The organism is Sphingomonas sp. CCH15-F11 (genome assembly GCF_001557005.1).
Lineage (GTDB): Bacteria > Pseudomonadota > Alphaproteobacteria > Sphingomonadales > Sphingomonadaceae > Sphingomonas.
Window position 1 is genome coordinate 1 of sequence record NZ_LSKG01000132.1, and the last position, 22,392, is coordinate 22,392.

At 67.5% G+C, this 22,392-nt stretch carries 22 protein-coding genes; 14 read left to right on the forward strand and 8 right to left on the reverse strand.

All coding sequences use genetic code 11. The features are described 5' to 3' along the window. From AX709_RS12455 to AX709_RS19200, 4 genes are all read right to left on the reverse strand, one after another. A partial coding sequence (locus AX709_RS12455) for an N-succinylarginine dihydrolase (protein WP_197432035.1) occupies positions 1-551 on the reverse strand: 551 nt, incomplete at its 3' end. Positions 552-565: 14 nt separating this feature from the next. Next, on the reverse strand, positions 566-1,576 hold the full coding sequence (locus tag AX709_RS12460; RefSeq protein ID WP_066549669.1) for an arginine N-succinyltransferase: 1,011 nt from the start codon (positions 1,574-1,576) through the stop codon (positions 566-568). Then, entirely contained in the window at positions 1,573-2,781 is a 1,209-nt protein-coding gene (locus tag AX709_RS12465) for a hydrolase (protein WP_197432036.1), read from the reverse strand. Before AX709_RS12465 ends, AX709_RS12460 begins: the two co-directional genes overlap by 4 nt. A gap of 51 nt (positions 2,782-2,832) precedes the next feature. After that, on the reverse strand, positions 2,833-3,750 hold the full coding sequence (locus AX709_RS19200) for a DUF481 domain-containing protein (RefSeq protein ID WP_066479630.1): 918 nt from the start codon (positions 3,748-3,750) through the stop codon (positions 2,833-2,835). Positions 3,751-3,897: 147 nt separating this feature from the next. Here AX709_RS19200 and AX709_RS19205 point away from each other — a divergent pair, with 147 nt between their 5' ends. Beyond that, positions 3,898-4,389 carry a hypothetical protein gene (locus AX709_RS19205; RefSeq protein WP_066549671.1) on the forward strand — a complete coding sequence of 164 codons (492 nt, stop codon included), beginning with the start codon at positions 3,898-3,900 and terminating at the stop codon, positions 4,387-4,389. On the opposite strand, the gene AX709_RS12480 is transcribed toward AX709_RS19205, so the two are convergent. Beyond that, entirely contained in the window at positions 4,355-4,873 is a 519-nt protein-coding gene (locus AX709_RS12480; RefSeq protein ID WP_066549782.1) for an RNA pyrophosphohydrolase, read from the reverse strand. The two genes, AX709_RS19205 and AX709_RS12480, sit on opposite strands and share 35 nt — an antisense overlap. A gap of 55 nt (positions 4,874-4,928) precedes the next feature. Between AX709_RS12480 and AX709_RS12485 the strand changes: the two genes are divergently transcribed. Genes AX709_RS12485 through AX709_RS12500 form a run of 4 tightly spaced genes read left to right on the forward strand, consistent with a single transcriptional unit; the run spans position 4,929 to position 9,765 of the window. Further along, on the forward strand, positions 4,929-5,858 hold the full coding sequence (locus AX709_RS12485; RefSeq protein ID WP_066549673.1) for a histone deacetylase family protein: 930 nt from the start codon (positions 4,929-4,931) through the stop codon (positions 5,856-5,858). Between the two features lie 13 nt (positions 5,859-5,871). Beyond that, on the forward strand, positions 5,872-7,251 hold the full coding sequence (locus tag AX709_RS12490; RefSeq protein WP_066549677.1) for a cryptochrome/photolyase family protein: 1,380 nt from the start codon (positions 5,872-5,874) through the stop codon (positions 7,249-7,251). Positions 7,252-7,303: 52 nt separating this feature from the next. Beyond that, positions 7,304-8,560: an SAM-dependent methyltransferase gene (locus tag AX709_RS12495; protein ID WP_066549678.1), complete on the forward strand. Its 1,257-nt coding sequence runs from the start codon at positions 7,304-7,306 to the stop codon at positions 8,558-8,560. Continuing rightward, positions 8,557-9,765, forward strand: coding sequence for a serine hydrolase domain-containing protein (locus AX709_RS12500; RefSeq protein WP_066549679.1), 1,209 nt, complete (start codon positions 8,557-8,559; stop codon positions 9,763-9,765). The genes AX709_RS12495 and AX709_RS12500 overlap by 4 nt, the downstream gene beginning before the upstream one ends. A gap of 161 nt (positions 9,766-9,926) precedes the next feature. Here AX709_RS12500 and AX709_RS12505 read toward each other — a convergent pair whose 3' ends face one another. From AX709_RS12505 to AX709_RS12515, 3 genes are all read right to left on the reverse strand, one after another. Then, the gene (locus AX709_RS12505; protein WP_066549785.1) at positions 9,927-10,643 is read right to left on the reverse strand and encodes an SDR family NAD(P)-dependent oxidoreductase; all 717 of its coding nucleotides are present in this window, start codon (positions 10,641-10,643) and stop codon (positions 9,927-9,929) included. An 8-nt stretch (positions 10,644-10,651) separates the two neighbouring features. Beyond that, positions 10,652-12,097: an amidophosphoribosyltransferase gene (gene purF, locus AX709_RS12510; RefSeq protein WP_066479618.1), complete on the reverse strand. Its 1,446-nt coding sequence runs from the start codon at positions 12,095-12,097 to the stop codon at positions 10,652-10,654. A gap of 118 nt (positions 12,098-12,215) precedes the next feature. Further along, entirely contained in the window at positions 12,216-13,841 is a 1,626-nt protein-coding gene (locus AX709_RS12515) for a putative bifunctional diguanylate cyclase/phosphodiesterase (protein ID WP_066549680.1), read from the reverse strand. A 220-nt stretch (positions 13,842-14,061) separates the two neighbouring features. Between AX709_RS12515 and ffh the strand changes: the two genes are divergently transcribed. The 9 genes from ffh (at position 14,062) to AX709_RS12560 (ending at position 22,386) form a co-directional block, all read left to right on the forward strand. Then, positions 14,062-15,561, forward strand: a complete 1,500-nt coding sequence (gene ffh, locus AX709_RS12520) for a signal recognition particle protein (RefSeq protein ID WP_066549688.1) — start codon at positions 14,062-14,064, stop codon at positions 15,559-15,561. 123 nt (positions 15,562-15,684) lie between these two features. Further along, entirely contained in the window at positions 15,685-16,164 is a 480-nt protein-coding gene (rpsP, locus tag AX709_RS12525; RefSeq protein WP_066549690.1) for a 30S ribosomal protein S16, read from the forward strand. 5 nt (positions 16,165-16,169) lie between these two features. After that, positions 16,170-16,646 carry a ribosome maturation factor RimM gene (gene rimM, locus AX709_RS12530; RefSeq protein ID WP_066549699.1) on the forward strand — a complete coding sequence of 159 codons (477 nt, stop codon included), beginning with the start codon at positions 16,170-16,172 and terminating at the stop codon, positions 16,644-16,646. Positions 16,647-16,676: 30 nt separating this feature from the next. Further along, positions 16,677-16,958, forward strand: a complete 282-nt coding sequence (locus tag AX709_RS12535; RefSeq protein ID WP_066479607.1) for an AbrB/MazE/SpoVT family DNA-binding domain-containing protein — start codon at positions 16,677-16,679, stop codon at positions 16,956-16,958. Continuing rightward, entirely contained in the window at positions 16,955-17,335 is a 381-nt protein-coding gene (locus AX709_RS12540; RefSeq protein WP_082731774.1) for a type II toxin-antitoxin system VapC family toxin, read from the forward strand. The genes AX709_RS12535 and AX709_RS12540 overlap by 4 nt, the downstream gene beginning before the upstream one ends. Continuing rightward, positions 17,332-18,069 (forward strand): tRNA (guanosine(37)-N1)-methyltransferase TrmD, encoded by a 738-nt coding sequence (trmD, locus tag AX709_RS12545; protein ID WP_066549701.1) that lies wholly within the window; start codon positions 17,332-17,334, stop codon positions 18,067-18,069. The genes AX709_RS12540 and trmD overlap by 4 nt, the downstream gene beginning before the upstream one ends. Then, positions 18,066-18,455 (forward strand): 50S ribosomal protein L19, encoded by a 390-nt coding sequence (gene rplS, locus AX709_RS12550; protein WP_066479600.1) that lies wholly within the window; start codon positions 18,066-18,068, stop codon positions 18,453-18,455. Before trmD ends, rplS begins: the two co-directional genes overlap by 4 nt. 255 nt (positions 18,456-18,710) lie before the next feature. Continuing rightward, positions 18,711-20,918: a S9 family peptidase gene (locus AX709_RS12555; RefSeq protein ID WP_156454262.1), complete on the forward strand. Its 2,208-nt coding sequence runs from the start codon at positions 18,711-18,713 to the stop codon at positions 20,916-20,918. 7 nt (positions 20,919-20,925) lie between these two features. Beyond that, on the forward strand, positions 20,926-22,386 hold the full coding sequence (locus AX709_RS12560; protein WP_066549710.1) for an ATP-binding protein: 1,461 nt from the start codon (positions 20,926-20,928) through the stop codon (positions 22,384-22,386). The last annotated feature ends 6 nt before the right edge of the window (positions 22,387-22,392 follow it).

Below are 22,392 nucleotides of genomic sequence, written 5' to 3' on the forward strand. Positions count from 1 at the left end.
CCATAGACGAACACCTCCAGCCCCGCCGCGTCATGCGTGCGGGTCAGCCGCATATGGTTGGCCGCGCCCTCGTCGCCGAACGGCGGCGGGACGGGGGCGTCGACGACGAACGCTGGATCCGCAAACGCCACGCGCAGCTGCGCGAGCGTGCCCGGCCATTCATGGCTGCGATGCTTCATCGTCACCAGATTGGCGACGCTCAAATGGCACTTGCCGTCGGCGGTGTCGGGGGCGGGCGACACGGTCGCGGCATTGGCGGCCCACATCGCGGATGCCGACAGGGCCTGGGCCTGCAAATGCCGCGGCGCGTCGGCGTAGCGCGTGCCCAGCGACGCCAGCCATGCGTGGTCGGGGCGTGCGAGCGGATAGAAGATGCCCTGCGCCAGCCCCAGGCGCAGATTGGCGCGCATCTTCTCGATCCCCTGCAGCGCGGCGGCGCGTGGCGCGGAAATATTGCCGGAGTTGCGGGTCGCCGCCAGATTCCCCGGGCTCAACCCGGCATAATTGTGGCTGGGGCCGATCAGCCCGTCGAAATTGATTTCCCGCAGCATGAGGGTCCCCTGTTTCAGCGCGCGACGTGGTGGATGACGTCGCCGGTCGCGATGCCCAGCAATTCCGCGCTGCGCTCGTCGATCAGCACGCCGTCATGCTGCGGCTGGACGCAGCCCTGGGTCGCGCGGAAGCTGCCCAGCCTTCCGGTCGCGATCAGCGCCGGTTCGCCGGCATCGCTCAGCCCGGTGACCTCCGACTGGCGCGCCGAACGAATGCTCTGCACCTGATCGGTGCGCGCGATCATCGTCGGCCCGCCGTCAAAGATGTCGACATAATTCTCGAACGCGAAGCCCTCATTCTCCAGCATCCGCATCGCGGCGCGGCCGCTGGGGTGCGGGCGGCCGATCACCTGGCGCGCGGTTTCGGGCAGCATCGCGGTATAGACCGGGTGCTTGGGCATCAGGTCGGCGATGAACTGGTTGCCGTGGATCGCATTGAACTGGTCGGCTTCCTGGAAACTCATGCCGAAGAAGCGGCCAGCCACGCCGTCCCAGAAGGGCGACCCGCCCGCTTCGTCGATCACGCCGCGCAGCTCGGCCAGGATGCGGTCGGCGAAACGTTCGCGATGCGCGGCGATGAACAGGTAGCGGCTGCGCGCCAGCAGCAGCCCCAGCCCGCCGGCACGCTCGCCGGGGTGCAGGAACAGCCCGCCGACCTCGCTCGCCCCCTCCAGATCGTTGACCAGCGACAGCAATTCGGCGCGGAACGTGCGATTGAGCGCCTCGCTATGCTTGGTGACGGTGCCCAGTCGATAGCTATAGAACGGCCAGCGCTGACCCACCTGACTGAAGATCTGGCACGTCCCGCGCACTTCGCCGGTCGCGGCGTTTTCCAGCACCATGACGAACAACTCGTCGGCCAGGCTGCCTTCGTCGCGTGCGAAGGCCGCGTGGCTGCGCGCTAGCTTCGCCTCCAGCGACGGGCGGTCGGGCGGCAGGTTGGTGAAGCCGCCGCCGGTCAGCTTGGCCATTTCATAAAGATGCTTGAGGTCGCCGTCGGTGGCGGCGCGGATCACGAACGTCATGAAAGCCCCTGTGTGACCAGCCGGTGGATCGTCACCGCGCTCAACGCCGCGCGCTCGGGCAGGCTGTCGGGGATCAGAAACTCGTCGGCGGAATGGATGGCACCGCCACGCGCGCCCATCGTGTCGATGACCGGCACGCCGCACGCCGCGATATTGTTGCCGTCGCACACGCCGCCAGTCGCGCGCCAGCTGACCGGGATGCCCAGGTCCGACCCGGCCGCGGCGACGAGCGCGAACAGCCGCTCCGCGCCGGGATCGATCGGCTTGGGCGGGCGGTTGAAGCTGCCGTGGCGCGCGATCGCCACGTCATGCGCCGCGGTAACCGCGGCGATCGCTTCGTCGAGCAGCGTGTCGGCACGCGCGATCGCGTCGACGCTGCGCGGGCGGAAATTGACGCGCAGGATGGCCAGGTCGGGGACGACGTTGTTCGGTCCGCCGCCGTCGATGCGCGCCGGATTGACCGACAGGCCGTCATCCTTCCCCGCCGCCAGCCGCACCGCCAGCGCCGCCGCCGCGACGATCGCATTGCGGCCGTCGTCGGGGTTGCGCCCCGCATGGGCGCTGCGCCCCCGCACGACGATCGAGAAATTGCCGGTGCCGCCCCGCGCGCCCGCCAGCGTCCCGTCGGGCAGCGCGGGCTCGTAGGTCAGCGCCGCGCGCTTTCCAGCCGCCGCGCGCGCAATCAGGCCGGCGGACGACAGCGACCCGGTTTCCTCGTCCGAATTGATGACGACCTCATAGCCGAAGCGATCGGCGACCGGGCTCGCCTCCACCGCTTCGAGCGCGGCGAGCATCAGCGCCAGCCCGCCCTTCATGTCGGCGGCTCCCGGCGCGTTGAGCGTCCCGTCATCCAGCCACCGCGCCTGCTGAAACGGGTGATCCGCGCCGAACACGGTATCCATGTGGCCGGTAAACAGCAGTTGCACCGGCGCATCGGGGCGGACGGTCAGGTGCAGGTGGTGGCCATGGCCGATCGCGCGCACCTCGCCCTCCGTGCTCACGCTGTCGACTGCATCGGGTGCGACGAGCGCGACGTCGCCGGGCAGTGCGGCGAATGCGTCGGCGAGTGTCGCGCCCATCGCCGCGACCCCCGCCAGGTTGCGCGTGCCGCTGTTGATCGCCACCCAGCGTTCGGTCCGCGCCAGCATCGGTGCGGCGCGGACATGGTCGACAAGGTCGCGCTCGATCGCGCTCAATCCGCTCATGCCGCGTCCCCTAGCCGGTTCGGCGACGCAACGGAACCCGGCTCGGCGTGCTCAGAACTGATAGACGAGCGACGCCCGGCTGGTCGTGTCGGTGGTCTGCCGGCCGGCGGGCGGGTCGCTTTCATACTGCACCGTATAGGAAAAGCGCCCCGACAGCGGCCCGATCAGCCGCGCGTTGATCGCGCTCACGCTCGACACCGTGCTGTTGGCGCTTTGCAGATAGGCCGATGCGTTCTGCGTCAGCGTCAGACCTGCCGTCGCCTTCCACATCAGGTCGAGCGAACCGCGCGCGGCGACGTTGTTCTCGTCGGGCGAATTGGTGAAGTCGGTCGCGCGATAGGCCGGGCCAAGCTCGAGATCCAGCGTCAGCCGGGGCCGCCGGATCGCGTTGTAGCCAACCCCCAGCGAAGTCGAATAGCGCGAGGAATAGCCGAAGAACCGGTCGCTTTCGAACTGTGCGGCACCATAAGCGTAGAGGCGGTCGCTGATCTTGTAGTTGGGTTCATAGGCGAACAGGTAATGTTCGCGCGTCGGCACGCCGTTGCTTTCCTGATATTCGATCATGCCGCGCAGCTTGTGCCGCCACACCAGCCCTTCGCGCTTCACGTCCAGGATCGCGTGCGCACCAATATTGTCGGTGTTGCCGGTGGTCTGGAACCCGCCCAGCTCGATCCGCCCTTCGACCAGTTCCCAGAAAGTTGCGTCGCGGATGCGCTGGACGGCTTCTTCGCGGCGTTCCTCCTTCCACCGATTGGCAAGCGCGTTGATCGCATCGGTGCTTTCCGGGCTGATCGTGCGCGCATATTTGGCGATCACCTCGACCTCCGCCTCGTTGCCGCTGGCCAACGCGGCTTCGAGCATCCGCGTAAGGTCGGGCGACAGCGGGGCATCCTGGCGCCCCTGTGCGCTCGCGTCGGCGATCGCGAACGAAGTCAGAGCGGCGGCGAACAAGGGGAGGGACGGGCGCACGCGCGCTAACCTAAGCGCGGAATAGGGCAAGATCAAAGCAATCCACCCGCAATCCGCGCGCGTTCCGGCGTGCGCGAGAGCTGAACGACTGGACCCGCCGGCACGGACTTCTAAGGAGGGCCTGGGTGGAACAGGGGCCGGTATCGCATGATCGAGATGCACGAGCGCGTCCTGCTGTCGCACTGGCGTGCCTTGCTTGCCTGCCTTCCGGCATGGCGCCTGCTGGTGCCTCAGGTCGGCGCGGCGAGCTTTGCCAGCCGCACGCCGTTCGACTCGATTTCGGGCTTGATGCGAAATCGCGGCTTTGCGCGCGTTGTGGCGATCGTAGCATCGCGCAGCGATGCCGAGGTGGCATCGCTGCTGGCGTTGGCGCAGATCAACCAGGACCGCCAGACCTATTTCGCGCGGCTGCTGCTGCTCGCCTATGTGACCGTTCCGCTGACCGTCTTTGCACTCGCCGCCCAGATGTCGCCCGCGTGGCTGGCGCGGATTTTCGAACAATATCCGTCGGCGATCGGCGGAGGCATGGCTGGGGCCGGACTGGCGGTCGTAATCGCGCATGTCAACGAAGCCCGTGCCCGGTCGCTGATTGCAATGCTTCAGGTCATCCAGCTTGTCCGGGCGCACCCCGATCCGTAGGGCCCGCGCTGACCCACGGCGCGAACGCGGCGAGCACGTCCTCATAGAGCGCGCGCTTGAAGTCGACGACGATGGCGGGCAGCTCGCGCGGGTCGGCCCAGCGCCAGGCGCGAAATTCCTGATGCGCCGTTGCGATGTCGATGTCGTGGTCCTCGCCCAGGAAGCGAAAGGCGAACCACATTTGACGCTGGCCACGCCACTTGCCCTGCCACACCTTGCCGATCAGCGCGTCGGGCAGGTCGTACCACAGCTCGTCGGGGGCCTGCGCGATCAGCTCGACGAGATGCGGCGTCACGCCGGTTTCCTCGCCCAGTTCGCGGATCGCCGCGGTCAGCGCGTCTTCGCCCGGGTCGATCCCGCCCTGCGGCATCTGCCACGCCTCCAGTGTCGAATCCATGCGCTGGCCGACAAACACATGGCCGTCGCGATTGATCAGCATCACGCCGGCGCAGGGGCGATAGGGCAGGGTGGAGACGTCGTTCACCGGATGGTCCTTCGGCACGGTTGGAAGCGGGCGGGCCCGGCTCTACCTAGGTGCGGTGATCCACATCGTCCACCATCCCGACTATGTCGCCGCCGCGCCCGCGCGCAGTGCCTATGAGTGGAACAAGAACGGCCTGGTTCGCGACCTGTTGCGCGCCCGGGACGAGGCGATCGTCTGGCACGCGCCCGAGGCGATGCCGCGTGACTGGCTGGAGGCGGTGCACGATGCCGAGTATGTCGATCAGGTGCTCGCCGCGCGCGTGCCGCCCGAGAAGGAACGCCGCATCGGCTTTCCCGTGACCCCGACCGTCGCCGCGCGCGCGCAGAAGGTGCCGGGCGGCACCTGGCTCGCCGCGCGTCTGGCTCAATCGCACGGTTTCGCCGCCAACACCGCGGGGGGCAGCCATCATGCGCTGGCCGACACCGGCGCCGGATTCTGCGTGTTCAACGATCTGGCGATCGCCGCGGTCCGGCTGGTCGAGGCGGGCGATGCGCGCCGCGTGCTGATCGTCGATTGCGACGTGCATCAGGGCGACGGGACCGCCGCGCTCACCGCCGGGCGGCCGGGCATTGCCACCTATTCGATCCATGCGGAAAAGAATTTTCCGGTGCGCAAGGCGCGCTCGACCCTCGACGTCGCCTTGCCCGACGGGGTCGGCGACGCCGAATATCTCGATGCGCTCGCGACGACGCTCATGCCCCTGCTCGACGATTTCGCGCCCGACCTCGTGCTCTATCAGGCCGGGGTCGATCCGTTCGCGGGCGATCGGCTCGGGCGGCTGGCGCTCAGCCGGGAGGGGCTGGTCGCGCGCGACACCTGGATTGCGCGGACCCTTGCTGCGCGCGGGGTACCGCTGGCGAGCGCGCTCGGCGGCGGTTACGGCCATGACGCCATGGAAGTCGCCGACCGCCATGTCGCCTCGCTGTTGACGCTCGCCACCACCTACGCCGCGCACATGCCGGCATCGCACGCCACCGCCGCCTGACAGGAAGACTATTTTGACCGCGCCCACCATCGTCTGGTTCCGCCGTGACCTTCGCCTGTCGGATCAGGCCGCGCTTGCCGCCGCCGCGTCGGAAGGCCCGGTGATCCCCGTCTATGTGCTCGACGACGAGACGCCCAAGCACCGCAAAATGGGCGGGGCGTCGCGCTGGTGGCTGCACCACAGCCTGGCCGCACTCGACGCCACCCTCCACGAAAAGGGCTCGCGGCTGATTCTGCGCCGGGGCCGCGTCGACGATGTGCTGGCCAGGCTGGCCGAGGAAACCGGCGCGACGCGGGTCCATGCGCTGCGCCATTACGAGCCCTGGTGGCGCAATGCCGAACGCGCGCTGGCGAAGCGGGTCGAGCTGGTCTGCCATGACGGCAACTATCTGGTCCCGCCCGGATCGGTGACGACCGGCAGCGGTCAGCCCTACAAGATCTACACCCCGTTCTGGCGCGCGCTGCAGGATCATATGCCGCCGCCCGCGCCCGCCAAGCGTCCGCGCGAAATTCCCTCGCCCGCGCGATGGCCGAAGAGCGAGCGGCTCGACGACTGGGGCCTGCGCCCCACCCGACCCAACTGGGCGACCGGCTTCGAGGCCGAATGGACCCCCGGCGAGGCGGGTGCGCGGGCGCGCATCGACTCGTTCCTCGACCGTGCGTCGGCCTATGGCGATGCGCGAAACCTGCCCAGCGTCGAGGGGACGTCGCGCCTGTCCCCGCATTTGCATTTCGGCGAGGTCTCGCCCGGCTATGTCTGGCACCGCACGATGGATCGCGGCGGATCGGTCGAGACCTTTCTGGGCGAGCTTGGCTGGCGCGATTATGCCCAGAACGTCATCCTGCAATTTCCCGACTATGCCTCGCGCAACGCGCGCGACAAGTTCGACGCGCTGGAATGGCGCGCGCTTGGCGATGCGGCGGTGAAGCGGGATTTCGAAGCCTGGACGCGCGGGCAGACGGGCTATCCGATCGTCGATGCCGGGATGCGCCAGCTGTGGGCCACCGGCTGGATGCACAATCGCGTCCGGATGATCGCGGCCAGCTTCCTGATCAAGCATCTGCTGATCGACTGGCGCGAGGGCGAACGCTGGTTCTGGGACACGCTGGTCGATGCCGATTACGGGTCGAACGCGACCAACTGGCAATGGGTGTCGGGGACCGGCATCGATTCCAACATGTTCGTGCGGATTATGGCGCCGCTCGGCCAGTCGGAAAAGTTCGATGCCGGCGCCTATATCCGCCATTGGGTGCCGGAGCTGGCCGGGGTGCGCGGCGATGCGATCCATGATCCGGAAGCGGCCGGCGAGCGCCCGTCGGACTATCCGCGCAAGATCATCGCGCACCGCGCCGCGCGCGAACGGGCGCTGGCGGCGGTGAAGGCAATCGCCTGAACGGCGCGGTTGCGACTTGCAGCCGTCATCGTCGCGTGCATTGAGGGGCGCGATGAACGCACCCTCACGCAATCGGGGACGCCGCACCGGCCGCAAAACCCACTCGCCGGTCGCGGGGCGGGGCACGCTGCGCTGGCTCGCGCCGGCGTTTCACCGCTTGCTCGACCGGCTCGACCGCGGGCTGGCGGCGGGCACGATCGAGGCGTCGTTGCCCGACGGGACCACCCGCTTTCTGGGCGCGCGATCGCCCGGCCCGGTGGCGGAAGTGCGGGTACACAGCTGGCGGGCGCTGCTGCGCCTCGTCACCGGCGGTTCGGCGGGATGGTATGAAGCCTGGGCGGAGGGGGAGTGGAGCAGCGCCGATCCGGTGCCGCTGTTCGACCTGTTCATGCGCAACCGCGTGCCGCTCGGCAATCTCGCGCGCGCCAGCGGCCCGACGCGCGCGGTCAAGCGATGGCTGCACTGGCTTCACCACAACGATCGGGCGGGTGCGCGGCGCAACATCCGTTACCATTATGACCTGGGCAATGATTTCTACCGGCTGTGGCTCGACCCGAGCCTGACCTATTCGAGCGCGCTGTTCGACACGAGCGACGATCTGGCGGCGGCACAGGCGCGCAAGCTCGACGCCATCCTGGCGCGCACCGGAACGAAGCCGGGCGAGCGCATCCTGGAAATCGGCTGTGGCTGGGGCTCGTTTGCCGAACGCGCGGCGCGTGCCGGTCGACGGGTTCATGCGATTACCCTGTCCGAACATCAGGCCGAAGCGGCGATTGCGCGCAACGCGGGGCTCGACGGGGTGACGGTGGCGATCACCGACTATCGCGATGTCGATGGGGAATATGACGCGGTCGCCAGCATCGAGATGGTCGAGGCGGTCGGCCAGGCCTATTGGTCCGACTATCTGGCGACGATCGCGCGCGTGCTGAAGCCCGGCGGCCGCGCGGCGATCCAGTATATCGCGATCGACGACGCGATTTTCGACGCCTATGCCGCCAATGTCGATTTCATCCAGACCTATATCTTTCCCGGCGGGATGCTGCTGTCAACGTCACGCTTTCGTGCGCTGGCCGAACGCCACGGGCTTGCATGGCGCGATCCGCACGCATTCGGCCCGGACTACGCCCGCACGCTGCGCGAATGGCGGCACGCGCTCGACCGCGCGGTTGCCGAACAGCGCCTGCCGGCCGATCTCGATCGCGGCTTTGTCGACCTGTGGCGCTACTATCTGATGTATTGCGAGGGCGGCTTCGCGGGTGGCGGCATCGATGTGGTTCAAGTCACGCTGGTCAAGGGAGGGAAGACATGACCGTTTGGACGAGACTGGCCTGTGCAGGTGCGCTCGCGCTGGCGCTGGGCGGATGCGGCGCGACGACGCAGGGCACGCGCGTGGCGACGGATGCCGCCATCCCTTCGCCACAGGTCGCGCTGACGCCCGAAAATGCCGACGGTCTGCGCCAGGTCGGTGCACGCGTGCTGTTCTGGTCGCAGGCCGAGCGCGACCGCAATTTCATGGCGATGGAGACCTTGTTCCCGGGCCATATCGTCAAGGCGGGCGGCAAGGTCCGCGCGCTGCCCGCCGGCGAGCCGCTGCCGCTGCCCGCCGCCGACGTGGATGCGTTCATGGCGGCGCAGAATGTGACCGGGCTGATCGTGGTTCAGGACGGCCGCGTCCGGCTGGAACGCTATGCGCGCGGTTTCGGGCCGGACCAGCGCTGGACCAGCTTTTCAGTCGCCAAGTCGTTCACCTCGACCCTGGTCGGCGCGGCTATTCGTGACGGTGCGATCAAGTCGGTCGACGATCCCGTCACGCGCTACATCCCCGAACTGGCCGGCAGCGGCTATGACGGCGTGACGGTGGCGCAGCTCCTCACCATGACCTCCGGCGTCAAGTGGAACGAGAATTATACCGACCCGAACTCGGACGTCGCCCGGCTTTATGCGAAGCCCGCGCCGCCCGGCGTCGACCCGACGGTCGCCTATATGCGAACGCTGGTGCGCGAGGCTGAACCGGGCAGGAAGTGGGTCTACAAGACCGGAGAGACGAACCTGATCGGCGTACTCGTCACCCGCGCGACCGGACGGCCGCTCGCCAACTATCTGAGCGAGAAGGTCTGGAAACCCACGGGCATGCAGCGCGATGCCTTTTGGATGGTCGATCCCTCGGGTCAGGAAATCAGCGGTTGCTGCCTGTCGGTCACGCTGCGCGACTATGCCCGCATGGGGCTGTTCGCGCTCGAAGGCGGGGCGGGCCAGGTGCCGCCCGACTGGTTCAAGACCGCGACCGCGCCACTCGCCAGCATCGGCGCGCCGGGCTTCGGCTATGGCTATCAATGGTGGACCTATCCCGGCGGGCGCTTCGGTGCGCAGGGGATTTTCGGCCAGGGCATCGTCATCGACCCCGCGACCCGCACCGTGATCGCGATCACCTCGTCCTGGCCGAGCGCGACTGGGCGTGATCTCTCCGCCCAGCGGCTGGCGTTCGTCGCGAAGGTGCTGGCGGCGGTGGAGTAGGGTCGGGGTTGTCGCTGCGTCTTTCGATACGCGCCTTCGCCGCCGCTCAGCCGCTACCCAGGATGAGCGGGGCTATATGATGTTTTATCTCAAGAGGGACCGCTCATCCTGAGTAGCCGCCGATCTTGTCGAAGCGGCGCATCGAAGGACGCAGCGCAGCCTCACCCCACGCGTTCGAAGTGCCCGGTCTCGAAATCGCTTGCGGCCAGCGCCACGATCCGTTCCGCCACCGTCTCCGGCGGCTTGACGCTGGCGGGGTCCTCGCCGGGATAGGCGCGCGCGCGCATCTTGGTGCGCGTGGCGCCGGGATCGACGATCGCGACGCGAACCTTGCTGACGTTGCGCACTTCCTCGGCATAGGCGAGCAGCAGATTCTCGAACGCGGCCTTGGACGCGCCATAGAGCCCCCAATAGGCGCGCGGCTGCCGCGCCACGCTGGAGGTCAGGCCGATGATCCGGCCGGCGGGTGCCGCGCGCAGCAGCGGGTCGAACGAAGTCAGCAGCGCCGCCTGCGCGCTGACGTTCAGTGTGAATACGCTCGAGACTTCCTTGGCATCGAACGCCGGCACCGCCGCCAGCGACCCCAGGGTCGCGGCGTTGAGCACGAGAAGGTCGAGCGTCGGCCAGCGCCCGGCGATCGCGCTGCCCAGCCGGGCCACGCCGTCGGTCTGCGCCAGGTCGAGCGGCGCGATGGTCGACGTGCCGCCGGCGGCGTGGATCGCTTCCTCGACTTCCTCGAGCCCGCCGGTCGTCCGCGCGGTCAGGATGACGTGCGCGCCCGCGGTTGCGAGCGCGCGGGCGGTCGCGGCGCCGATGCCGCGGCTTGCGCCTGTGATCAGCGCGGTCCGGCCGGCGAGCGGCTTTGCAGGGTCGGTCATCGCGTCGCTCACTCCGCCAGCAGTTCGAGCTGCCCGGCCGCGCGTTCGTCGCAATCGGTCAGCGGGGTGGGATAATCGCCGGTGAAACAGGCGTCGCAATAGCGCGGTCGCACGGCCGCCCGCCCGGCCTCGCCCAGCGCCTTGTAGAGCCCGTCGATCGAGATGAACGCGAGGCTGTCGGCATGGATGAAATCGGTCATGCCGCCGACGTCGAGCTGCGCGGCTAGCAGCTTGGCGCGCTCGGGCGTGTCGACGCCGTAGAAGCAGCTGTGGCGCGTCGGCGGGCTGGCGATGCGCATGTGCACCTCCGCTGCGCCGGCTTCGCGCATCATCTGAACGATCTTCAGGCTGGTCGTGCCGCGCACGATCGAATCGTCGATCAGGACGACGCGCTTGCCCTGGATCAGCGCGCGGTTGGCATTGTGCTTCAGCTTGACGCCCAGGTGACGGACCTTGTCGCCTGGCTGGATGAAGGTGCGTCCGACATAGTGCGAGCGGATGATGCCCAGCTCGAACGGGATGCCCGATCGCTGCGCATAGCCCAGCGCGGCGGGGGTGCCGCTGTCGGGCACCGGAATGACCAGGTCGGCGTCGACCGGGCTTTCGTCGGCCAGCTGTGCGCCGATCGCCTTGCGCACCGAATAGACCGATCGGTCCTCCGCGATCGAATCGGGGCGCGAGAAATAGACCCATTCAAAGATGCACGGCCGCGCCGCGACCGGCGCGAAGGGGCGCACCGACGTCACCTTGTCGCCCTCGACGATCACCAGCTCGCCGGGATCAACCGAGCGGACGAACTCCGCCCCGACGACGTCGAGCGCGACGGTTTCCGACGCGAAGATCACCGAGTCGCCCAGCCGCCCCATGACCAGCGGACGGATGCCCAGCGGGTCGCGACACGCGATCATGCCGCTTTCGGTCAAGCAGATCAGCGAATACGCCCCCTCGACCTGCTTCAGCGCATCGATGAACCGGTCGAGCAGCGTGCGGTAGCTCGACGTCGCGACCAGGTGGATGATCGTCTCGGTGTCCGACGTCGACTGAAAGATCGAACCCGACCGGACCAACTCGCGCCGCAGATGCGCCGCATTGGAGATGTTGCCGTTGTGCGCGATCGCAAAGCCGCCGGTGGCGAGGTCGGCATAGAGCGGCTGCACGTTGCGCAGCGCGGTCTCGCCGGTGGTCGAATAGCGCACATGGCCGGCGGCGACTCGTCCCGGCAGCGCCTCGATCACCTCCGGACGGTCGAAATTGCCCGCGACATGCCCCATCGCTCGATGGGTGTGGAACAGCGCGCCGTCGAAGCTCGAAATGCCCGCCGCCTCCTGGCCGCGATGCTGGAGCGCGTGGAGCCCGAGCGCCACCAGCGCGGCGGCACCATCGGCGTTCGATACGCCGAAAATGCCGCATTCCTCGCGCAGTTTGTCGTCGTCGAATGGATTGGTCGTCAACATGGATACTCGCCGCGCGTGCTGGTTGGCGCGGCATATAGGCATGGCTGACGGCTTTGTCGCCCTTTTGTCACATCGGCCGCCGGGCGCGGATGTCCCGGGCCGGACGCCAGCGGTGCGATCAGCCCGCCAGGCGGTGCTCGCCGAGTTCGCCCGCATCGTCGCCGCCGCGGCTCGACCCGAGCAGCAGCCGGCGCTCTGCCAGCATGCGGCGCACGCCCGCGGCGCCCAGCGGCTTGCCATAATGCCAGCCCTGGCCCTTGGCGCAGCCGATCGCACGCAGGCGGTCGGCGATCGCCTCGTTCTCGATCCCCTCCGCGGTGACCGGCAGGTTCAGGCTTTCGCCCAGCCGGACGATCGCATTGACGATCGCGGCCGAATCCGGATTTTCGATGATCGAGCTGACGAAGCTGCGGTCGATCTTGATCCGGTCGAACGGCAGCGCGCGCAAATGGGCGAGCGACGAATAGCCCGTGCCGAAATCGTCGAGCGCGATGCGGATGCCCTGGTTCTTCAGACTGCCGATGATCGACTGGGCGAGCGCCAGATTGTCGAACAACGCGCTTTCGGTGACCTCGATCTCCAGCCGGCTGGCGGGGAAACCGCTTTCGGTCAGGCTCTTGATGATCTTCTGCGCCAGCCACGCGTCGCGCAGCTGCCAGGGCGAGATGTTGATCGACAAGACGAGCGCCGGGTCCCAGTCGCGCGCGATGCCGAACGCCTGGCGCATCACCGACAGCGACAGGTCGTTGATCAGGCCCGAATCCTCGGCGATCGAGATGAAACGGTCGGGGCCGATCACGCCCTGCGTCGCGTGCTCCCACCGCGCGAGCACCTCGAAGCCGATCAGCTTGCCGGTTTCGAGCTCCACCTGCGGTTCGAAATAGGGCACGATCTCCTGTGCCGGGATCGCCGAGCGCAGACCGTTTTCCAGCTCGTTGCGGATCTTCAGCTCGCGCTCCATCGACCGGTCGAACCACGTCGCGCGCCCGCCACCCGCGCGCTTCGCGCTGGCCATGGCGATGTCCGCGGCGCGGATCAGCGAATCGACCGAGGCGGAGTCGAAGTCGGATCGCGCCATGCCCGCCGACGCGCCGACGTGACAGATGACGCCGTCCGCATCGATCGGCTGGCTGATCCGGGTCAGCAGCCGGTCGGCAAAGCGTTCGACCGGATCGTGATGCGACGGGTCGAAGACGAAGGCGCAGCCGAATTCGTCGCCGGCAAATCGCGCCAGCAGCGCGCCCGACGGTGCGATGTCGGAGATTTCGGTGGCGATGCGGCGCAGCAACGCGTCGCCGATCTGATGCCCGTGCATGTCGTTGACATGCTTGAACCCGTCCAGATCGACGATCACCATCGCGACCGCCTTGTGCTGCTTCTGGGCGCGCACGAACATCACCGTCGCATCCTCCACGAAGCTGCGGCGGTTCAGGAATCCGGTGAGCATGTCCTGCGCCACCAGCAGCGCGGCGCGTTCGGCACTGATGCCCGCCAGCGGCGACAGGCTGCGCGAACCGCTGTTGCGACGCCATCCGAACAGGATGAGCGCGACGTTCAGGATCAGCGCCACGGTCATCACCCGGTCGGGTTGCGCGGCGTTGCCGAAATAGGCCGAGGCGATCTGGGCCAGCACGGTGCTGGCGATCCCGACGAACAACAGGATCGACGCGACCGAAATGGCGATGCGCGTCGTGTCGCGCTGCGATGATCGCCGGTGTGCTGTCGGAACCTGCTGCGAACGCATTCATGCTTCTCCGTGGCGGAACGGCCAAGCTATCGGCGCGGCAGGTATAGATCAGGTTAAACCGGTGCCGGCTTGCGGAATCCGCGCCCTGCGGCTATGTGCCGCGCCAAGCAGTCCCGACGGAATGCGATATCGACGTCCCCAGCGGGGATGAGGCCGGCCGACGAGGTTTCGTTCGCCGGCTCATTTTGCGTTTGGGATCGACGGAAGTGGAGTTGGCATGTTCGACAGTCTGAGCGACCGGCTTGGCAGCGTCTTCGATCGGTTGAAGGGCCGCGGTGCCCTGACCGAGGCGGACGTGCGCGCCGCGATGCGCGAGGTGCGGATCGCGTTGCTCGAAGCCGATGTCGCTTTGCCGGTCGCGCGCGAATTTGTCGACAAGGCGACCGAGCAGGCCGTCGGCCAGCAGGTGCTGCGGTCGGTCACGCCCGGGCAGCAGGTCGTCAAGATCGTCCATGACGCCCTGGTCGACATGCTCGGGCCGGATACGGCGGAACTCGAGATCGGCGTCACCCCGCCCGCCGTCATCATGCTGGTAGGCCTTCAGGGGTCGGGCAAGACGACGACGACCGCCAAGCTCGCCAAGCTGCTGTCGGGCAAGGAGCGCAAGAAGGTCCTGATGGCGTCGCTCGACGTCAACCGCCCGGCCGCGCAGGAACAGCTCGCGGTGCTCGGCCAGCAGACCGAGGTCGCGACGCTGCCGATCGTTCCCGGCCAGCAGCCGGTCGATATCGCGCGGCGCGCGCTGCAGGCGGCAAAGCTTCAGGGCTATGACGTGCTGATGCTCGACACCGCCGGGCGACTGCACGTCGACCAGGCGCTGATGGACGAGATGAAGGCGGTCGCCGACATCAGCCGGCCCAATGAAATCCTGCTCGTCGTCGACTCGCTGACCGGCCAGGACGCGGTGAACGTCGCGCAGAACTTTTCCGAACAGGTGCCGCTGACCGGTGTGATCTTGACCCGGATGGACGGCGATGCGCGCGGCGGCGCGGCGCTGTCGATGCGCTCGGTCACCGGCAAGCCGATCAAGTTCGCCGGCATGGGCGAGAAGCTCGACCAGATCGAGGCGTTTCATCCCAAGCGCGTTGCGGGCCGCATCCTGGGCATGGGCGACGTCGTCTCGCTGGTCGAGCGCGCCGCCGAAGCGATTCAGGTCGAAGATGCCGAGAAAATGGCGCAGCGGCTCGCCAAGGGCCAGTTCGACATGAACGACCTGCGCAGCCAGTTGCAGCAGATGCGCCGCATGGGCGGCCTTGGCGCGCTGGCCGGCATGATGCCCGGCATGAAGAAGGCGCAACAGGCCATGGCGTCGGGCGCGGTGGATGAGAAAATCCTGCTGCGCATGGACGCAATGATCACCTCGATGACGCCCAAGGAGCGGGCCAAGCCCGAACTGCTCAACGCCAAGCGCAAGATCCGCGTCGCCAAGGGGTCGGGCACCACCGTGCAGGACGTCAACCGGCTGCTCAAGATGCACCAGGAAATGTCCACCGCCATGAAGAAGATCAAGAAGATGGGCGGGATCAAGGGGATGCTGGCGATGCTCGGCAAGGGCGGGCCCGGCGGCGGCATGGGTGGCATCGGCAATGCGCTGGGCGGTCCGCAGCTGGGTGACATGATGGGCAAGGCGGGCGCGGGCCTGCCTGGCCTTGGCGGGCCGGGGGGCAACATGCCCAACCTGCCGCCGGGGTTCGAGAATTTGTTGAAGAAGAAGTGACTTAACCTGCCGTTGCCGTCACCCCAGCGAAGGCTGGGGTCTTGTGCGGCAACGGCAACCCATGACCACCACGAGACCCCGGCCTTCGCCGGGGTGACGAATTGCAGAAGGAAGAAAGATCAAATGGCAACCAGCATGCGTCTGTCGCGCGGCGGATCGAAGAAGCGGCCTTATTACCGGATTGTGGTCGCGGATTCGCGCGCGCCGCGCGACGGCAAGTTCATCGAAAAGATCGGCACCTATAATCCGCTGCTCGCGAAGGATTCGCCCGATCGTATCAAGCTCGACAATGATCGCGCCGCGCACTGGCTCAAGATGGGCGCGCAGCCGACCGATCGCGTCGCGCGCTTCCTCGACGCCGCCGGGATCAAGGAGCGTCCCGCGCGCAACAATCCGAACAAGGGCAAGCCGGGTGAAAAGGCCACCGAGCGCGCCGAAGAGCGGGCGGAGAAGCTGAAGGCGGCTGAAGAAGCGGCGGCAGCCGCGGCTGCCGCACCCGCAGTCGAGGAAGCGGCACCCGCTGAGGAAGCCGCCGCCGAAGAAGCTCCCGCTGCCGAAGAGATCCCGGCTGCCGAAGCTGCCGAGGAACAGGCCGAGGGCTGATCGCCTTGCCGTCCGACCGCCCCGTCACGCTTGCCGTCGTCATCGGCGCGCACGGCGTGACGGGCGAGGTTCGCCTGAAGGTCTTCGCCGAACGGCTCGAGACCTTTGGCGCTTTCAACGCCGGCACCTTGACGCTGAAATCACTGCGTCCTGGCTCGAATGGTGCCATTGCCCGTTTCGCCGAGGTCACGGACCGCAACGCTGCCGAGGCGCTGCGGGGGACCGAGCTGACGGTGCCGCGATCGGCGCTGCCCCCGCTCGGCGAGGGCGAATATTACCATGTCGATCTGCTCGGCCTGCCGGTGGTCGACCATGCCGGCGCATCGATCGGCACGGTCGCCGCGATCGACAATTTCGGCGCAGGTGATGTGCTCGAAATCGAACGTCCCGACGGCCGGCGCTTCATGGTGCCAATGACGTCCGCGGCGGTGCCCGAATGGGACGACGCAAGGCTCGTGATTGACGCGCGCTTTGCCGAATAGTATATACATACCGTATATACGGAGGCGGCGATGAGCGAGGAACGTGCGGAGTGGGCGGGCAAGACCTTCAAGTCGGGCAACTCGGTCGCGCTGCGCCTGCCCAAGGGACTCGGCATTCCGGAAGGTACTGAGGTGCGCGTGGTCAAGGAGGCACCGATGACATTTCGGGTGGAGCCGGTCGATGCGCCGAGGCGCAAGATCGACATCAGCGGTTTCGCGGGAAAAGCACCCGGTGCAAGACTGATACCGCATGGCGATTTTGACGAGCGGCCGAGTGCCATCGCGCGCCGATTGGCCGCCACTGAGAAGTGACCAAGTATCTCATTGATGCTGACTCCGCCATCTACGCGATGGCGGAGCGGCACTCAGCTTTGAATGAGAGGTTGGCCGATTGTTATCCGGGCGACGTCGCCATTTCCGTCATCAGCTTTGCCGAGATCGCGGTGGGAAGCTATGTCGGCAAGCCGCCAAGTCCTGAGGTTCTTTCCGCCTTCATCAGGGTTGTGCCGATCCTGTCTTTTGACGAGGTAGCGGCCCACGCTTACGCCCGTTTGCCCTTTAAGCGCGCCCGTTTCGACCGCCTGCTCGCCGCGCACGCGCTGAGCCTCGGCGCGACGATCGTTACCAACAACGAAGCCGACTTCGCGGACGTCCCGGGACTGCGGCTTGAGAACTGGACAATCGTGTGACCTTCGCCGCGACCATCCTCACCCTCTACCCGGACATGTTTCCGGGCCCGCTCGGCCATTCGCTGGCGGGGCGGGCGCTGGCGGAAGGACTCTGGTCGTGCGATGCCCGCAACTTCCGCAACTTCGCCACCGACAAGCACCGCACGGTCGATGACACCCCGGCGGGCGGCGGTGCGGGCATGGTGCTGAAGGCGGACGTGCTGGCGGCGGCGTGCGATGCGGTCGGCTATGGCCGGCCGATGCTGGCGATGACACCGCGCGGGCGGCCGCTGACCCAGGCGCGGGTGCGCGAGCTGGCGGCGGGTCCGGGCGTGTCGATCCTGTGCGGTCGGTTCGAGGGGTTTGACGAGCGGCTGTTCGACGCGCGCCCGATCGAACAGGTGTCGATCGGCGACTATGTGCTGTCCGGCGGCGAGATGGCGGCTTTGGTGCTGCTCGATGCTTGCATTCGGCTGATTCCCGGCGTAATGGGCGCGACCTTGAGCGGGGAGGACGAGAGCTTCGAAACGGGGCTGCTCGAATATCCGCAATATACCCGACCTGTCGAATGGGAAGGGCGCACGATCCCCGAAGTGCTGCGATCGGGGGATCATGCGAGGATCGCGGCCTGGCGCAAGCAACAGGCAGCGGCCGATACACGGCTAAGGAGGCCGGACCTTTGGGAGCGCCATGACGGCGTTCGGGTCGGTACTCCCTCTGGCGCGCAGCGACGAGAACAGGACGAGACGACATGAACCTCATTCAGACGATCGAGGCGGAACAGATTGCCAAGTTCACCGCCGCCAAGAAGATCCCCGAATTCCGCCCCGGCGACACGCTGAAGGTCGGTGTGAAGGTGGTCGAAGGCGAGCGCACCCGCGTCCAGAATTTCGAAGGCGTGTGCATCGCACGCTCGAACAAGGGCATGGGCAGCAACTTCACCGTCCGCAAGATTTCGTTCGGCGAGGGCGTAGAGCGCGTCTTTCCGCTCTATTCGCCCAACGTCGAGTCGATCGAGGTCGTGCGCCGCGGCGTCGTGCGCCGTGCGAAGCTCTATTATCTGCGCGGCCGCACCGGCAAGTCGGCGCGTATCGCCGAGCGCCGCGACATGCGCCCCGCCAAGACCGAAGCCGCCGAATAATTCGGCGACTTCGCGACGATCTTACGGGCGTGGAAGCATCCGCTTCCACGCCCGTTTTGCGTCCGGACGCATCGATTTCACGACATCCCCGCCCGCCGGCAGCCCTTTACCGCGCGCAGCCGAGCCGCAATAACGGTCGCGCCAGCCCTCGCGTTCGTCGGGGTGCCTTTAGCGGAGAGAATGAGGATGTCGAAATGGGCGGCTACGGCCCTGTTCGTGAAATCGGGGCTCGTCGCCTCTCTGTTGAGTGCAGGAATGCTGATCACCATGGATGCTGATGCCCAGACGCCGCAGGCGAACGCAGCCGCTGCCCGTGCCGGCGACCTGACGCTGCAGCGGGTGTTCGCCAGCCCCGACCTGTCGGGAACGACGCCGCGCCAGTTGAAACTTTCCCCGGACGGCAAGCTGTTGACGCTGCTGCGCAACCGGGCCGACGAGCGCGAGCGGTTCGACCTGTGGGCGATGGATACCGCAACGGGCGAATGGCGCATGCTGGTCGACAGCCGGAAGATCGGCACCGGTGCAGAGCTGTCCGAAGCCGAGAAGATGCAGCGCGAGCGCGCGCGCATCGGCGGCACGCGGGGCATCATCGCCTATGACTGGACGCCCGATGGATCGGCGATCTTGGTGCCGCTCGACGGCGACCTGTTTCTCGCCACGCTCGACGGGCAGGTGCGCCGCCTGACGGAGAGCACTGCCGGCGAGCTCAATCCCGCAATCAGCCCGGCGGGGCGCTATTTGAGCTTCGTGCGCGACCAGAATCTGTACGTCCAGCCGATCGCGGGCGGCGACGCGCGCCGCATCACCCCCGACGGCACGGGCACGGTGCATTGGGGCGAGGCAGAGTTTGTCGCGCAGGAGGAGATGGACCGTTCGGACGGCTATTGGTGGTCGCCCGACGACACCCGGATCGCGGTCGAACGCTTCGACGAAGCGACGGTCGGGATCGTCAGCCGCGCGGCCATCGGTGCCGAGGGTACCCGCGTCTATGACCAGCGTTACCCCAGGGCGGGGACGGACAATGCCCGGGTCGACCTCTATGTCATGGCGCCGGACGGATCGGGACGGGTCAAGGTCGATCTGGGCACCGACCCCGACATCTATCTGGCCCGTGTGGACTGGACGCCCGACGGCCGCGCGCTGCTCGTCCAGCGCCAGAGCCGCGACCAGCGCACGCTCGACCTTTTGCAGGTCGATCCCGCAACCGGCGCGTCGAAGCTGCTGTTCACCGAGCGCGCGGGCGAGCGAAGCTGGATCAACCTCCACAACGCGCTGCGGCCGATGCGCGACGGGTCGCTGGTCTGGTGGTCGGAGCGTGATGGCCATGGCCACCTCTATCGCTGGAAGGGCGGGCGCTGGACCCAGCTGACCAAGGGCGAGTGGGAAGTCGCCGGGATCGTCGGCGTTGACGAGGCCAAGGGCCGGATTACCTTCCTCGGCAACAAGGACGGCGTGCTCGAGCGTCATCTTTACGCCGTCGACCTGGCGAAGCCGGGTGCCGTGACCCGCTTGTCCGAGCCGGGCTGGTGGCATGGTGCGACCGCGAATCGCGACGCCAGCCGGATGATCGTCACGCGCTCCAGTCCGGATCAGCCGCCGCAGGTCTATCTGGCGGATGCGACGGGCCGACGTACCAGCTGGGTCAACGAAAACAAGGTTGCCGGCGATCATCCCTACGCGCCGTTCATGGCGAGCCACGAGCCCAAGAAGTTCGGGACGATCAAGGCCGCCGACGGCACCGTGCTGCATTGGGAGATGATCACGCCAAAGCTGGAGCCGGGCCGGAAATATCCGGTGTTCTTCGAGCATTATGGCGGCCCGCATGCCCAGACGGTCAGCCGGCAATGGGCGGGCGCGCTCCAGCAATATCTGGTCGACCGCGGCTATATCTGGTTCCAGCTCGACAATCGCGGCGCGGCCAATCGCGGCAAGGCGTTCGAGGACCATTTGTTCCAGGCGATGGGATCAGTCGAGGTCGCCGATCAACGCGCCGGGGCCGAGTGGCTGAAGCAGCAAGCGTTCGTGGATGGCGACCGCATCGTCACTTATGGCTGGTCCTATGGCGGCTATATGACGCTCAAAATGCTGGAGGCGGACCCCGGGCTCTATGCGGCCGGCATTGCCGGTGCCCCGGTCAGCAAGTGGGAACTGTACGACACCCATTATACCGAACGCTACATGGGGGACCCGCGCCGCGTGCCGGAGGCCTATGCGACGTCGAACACGGTGGCCGATGCGCTGAAGATCCGCGATCCGCTGCTGCTCATTCACGGCATGGCGGACGACAATGTCGTGCTCGAGCATTCGACCGTGATGATGTCGAAGCTTCAGGGCGGGGCGGTGCCGTTCGAGCTGATGCTGTATCCCGGCCAGACGCACCGGGTCGGTGGGCCGGGGGTCAGCGAACATCTGTGGACAACCATCCTCGACTTCCTCGACAGGCGGGTCGTGAAGCCGCAATAGCGCGGGCATGACGGTTCAGGTGGAAATGGGGGTCGACGTCACGGGCAAGCCGGTGGCGATGGACCTTGAGGAACTGCTCGCCACGCGATTGCTCGTCCAGGGCAATTCGGGCTCGGGCAAGTCGCACCTGCTCCGCCGCCTGCTCGAACGCAGCGCGGGCCGCGTGCAGCAAGTGGTGATCGACCCCGAGGGCGATTTCGTCACGCTTTCCGACGCCTATGGTCATGTCGTGATCGAGGCGGGCGACTATTCGGAGCGTGAGGTCGCCCGCTTTGCCACCCGCATCCGCGAACACCGCGCGTCGGTGGTGCTCAGCCTGGAGGGGCTGGAAGCAGAGGGGCAGATGAAATGCGCCGCAGCGTTCCTCAACGCGCTGTTCGATGCGCCGCGCGAGCATTGGTATCCGGCACTGGTCGTGGTCGACGAAGCGCAACTGTTCGCGCCGGCGGGCGGCGGCGAAGTGGCGGAGGAGGTCCGGCGCGCGTCGCTGTCTGCGATGACCAACCTGATGTGCCGGGGGCGCAAGCGTGGCCTTGCCGGCGTGATCGCGACGCAGCGGCTGGCCAAGCTGGCGAAAAATGTCGCGGCGGAGGCGTCCAACTTCCTGATGGGTCGGACCTTCCTGGACATCGACATGGCGCGCGCCGCCGACCTGCTCGGCATGGAGCGGCGGCAGGCCGAGGCAATCCGCGATCTGGCGCGCGGCACCTTCCTGGCGCTCGGGCCGGCGGTGTCGCGGCGTCCCGTCGCGGTCACGATCGGCGCGGTGGAGACGTCCGCGCGCAGCGGCAGCCCCAAGCTGATGCCGCTGCCCGAAGTACCGAGCGGCGACCTGAAGGAGCTGCTGCTCGATACGACCGACGACCTGCCGCTGTTTACGCCGCCGCCAGCACCGGCACCGGTGCCTGTCGAACGCGTCATCGCCGACATCGCCGCGCCCGTGGCGACGCCCCGCGATGTTGCGGTCGATCGGCCTGGATTGAGCGCGACCGAGGCGGAAGCGGTCGTCGCGCAGGTGCTGCGCGCCATCGTCGATGAGGCGGGATCATCGACCCGGTCGGCGGCGGTGCTTTTCCAGGATTTCCAGGTCCGATGCCGGATGCTGGGGCTGGCTCAGCCCCCGCTCGACCTCGCCCAATTCGCCCGCCGGCTGTCGGCGGCGCGTGCGGGGATTGTCGAGGGCATCGACGGCGACTGGGCTCCCGCCTTCGATGCGGCGCGCGAGCTGCCCGACGATATGCTCGGCCCGTTCCTGCTCGTCGCCCGCGCGGCCCGAGACGGGGAGCCGTGCCCGACCGATGCCGATATCGCGCATGTCTATGGCACCAGCTCGCTCGGCCGAGTTAAACGGTTGATCGCCTATATCGAGGGGCGCGAGCTGTTCGTGTGCCGCACCGACCTGTCGGGCAAGCGATCGATTGCGATCCCGCGCCTCGGCTGGACGACGCGCCCCGCCGACGCGGCCTGACGTTGC

Excerpts from the sequence above, each read along its gene's own strand:
- AX709_RS12460 (WP_066549669.1), bottom strand. The coding sequence starts at position 1,576 with ATGACGTTCGTGATCCGCGCCGCCACCGACGGCGACCTCAAGCATCTT.
- AX709_RS12465 (WP_197432036.1), bottom strand. The coding sequence starts at position 2,781 with ATGAGCGGATTGAGCGCGATCGAGCGCGACCTTGTCGACCATGTCCGC.
- AX709_RS19205 (WP_066549671.1), top strand. The coding sequence starts at position 3,898 with ATGATCGAGATGCACGAGCGCGTCCTGCTGTCGCACTGGCGTGCCTTG.
- AX709_RS12495 (WP_066549678.1), top strand. The coding sequence starts at position 7,304 with ATGAACGCACCCTCACGCAATCGGGGACGCCGCACCGGCCGCAAAACC.
- AX709_RS12500 (WP_066549679.1), top strand. The coding sequence starts at position 8,557 with ATGACCGTTTGGACGAGACTGGCCTGTGCAGGTGCGCTCGCGCTGGCG.
- AX709_RS12505 (WP_066549785.1), bottom strand. The coding sequence starts at position 10,643 with ATGACCGACCCTGCAAAGCCGCTCGCCGGCCGGACCGCGCTGATCACA.
- purF (WP_066479618.1), bottom strand. The coding sequence starts at position 12,097 with ATGTTGACGACCAATCCATTCGACGACGACAAACTGCGCGAGGAATGC.
- AX709_RS12515 (WP_066549680.1), bottom strand. The coding sequence starts at position 13,841 with ATGCGTTCGCAGCAGGTTCCGACAGCACACCGGCGATCATCGCAGCGC.
- ffh (WP_066549688.1), top strand. The coding sequence starts at position 14,062 with ATGTTCGACAGTCTGAGCGACCGGCTTGGCAGCGTCTTCGATCGGTTG.
- rpsP (WP_066549690.1), top strand. The coding sequence starts at position 15,685 with ATGGCAACCAGCATGCGTCTGTCGCGCGGCGGATCGAAGAAGCGGCCT.
- AX709_RS12535 (WP_066479607.1), top strand. The coding sequence starts at position 16,677 with ATGAGCGAGGAACGTGCGGAGTGGGCGGGCAAGACCTTCAAGTCGGGC.
- rplS (WP_066479600.1), top strand. The coding sequence starts at position 18,066 with ATGAACCTCATTCAGACGATCGAGGCGGAACAGATTGCCAAGTTCACC.
- AX709_RS12555 (WP_156454262.1), top strand. The coding sequence starts at position 18,711 with ATGCTGATCACCATGGATGCTGATGCCCAGACGCCGCAGGCGAACGCA.
- AX709_RS12560 (WP_066549710.1), top strand. The coding sequence starts at position 20,926 with ATGACGGTTCAGGTGGAAATGGGGGTCGACGTCACGGGCAAGCCGGTG.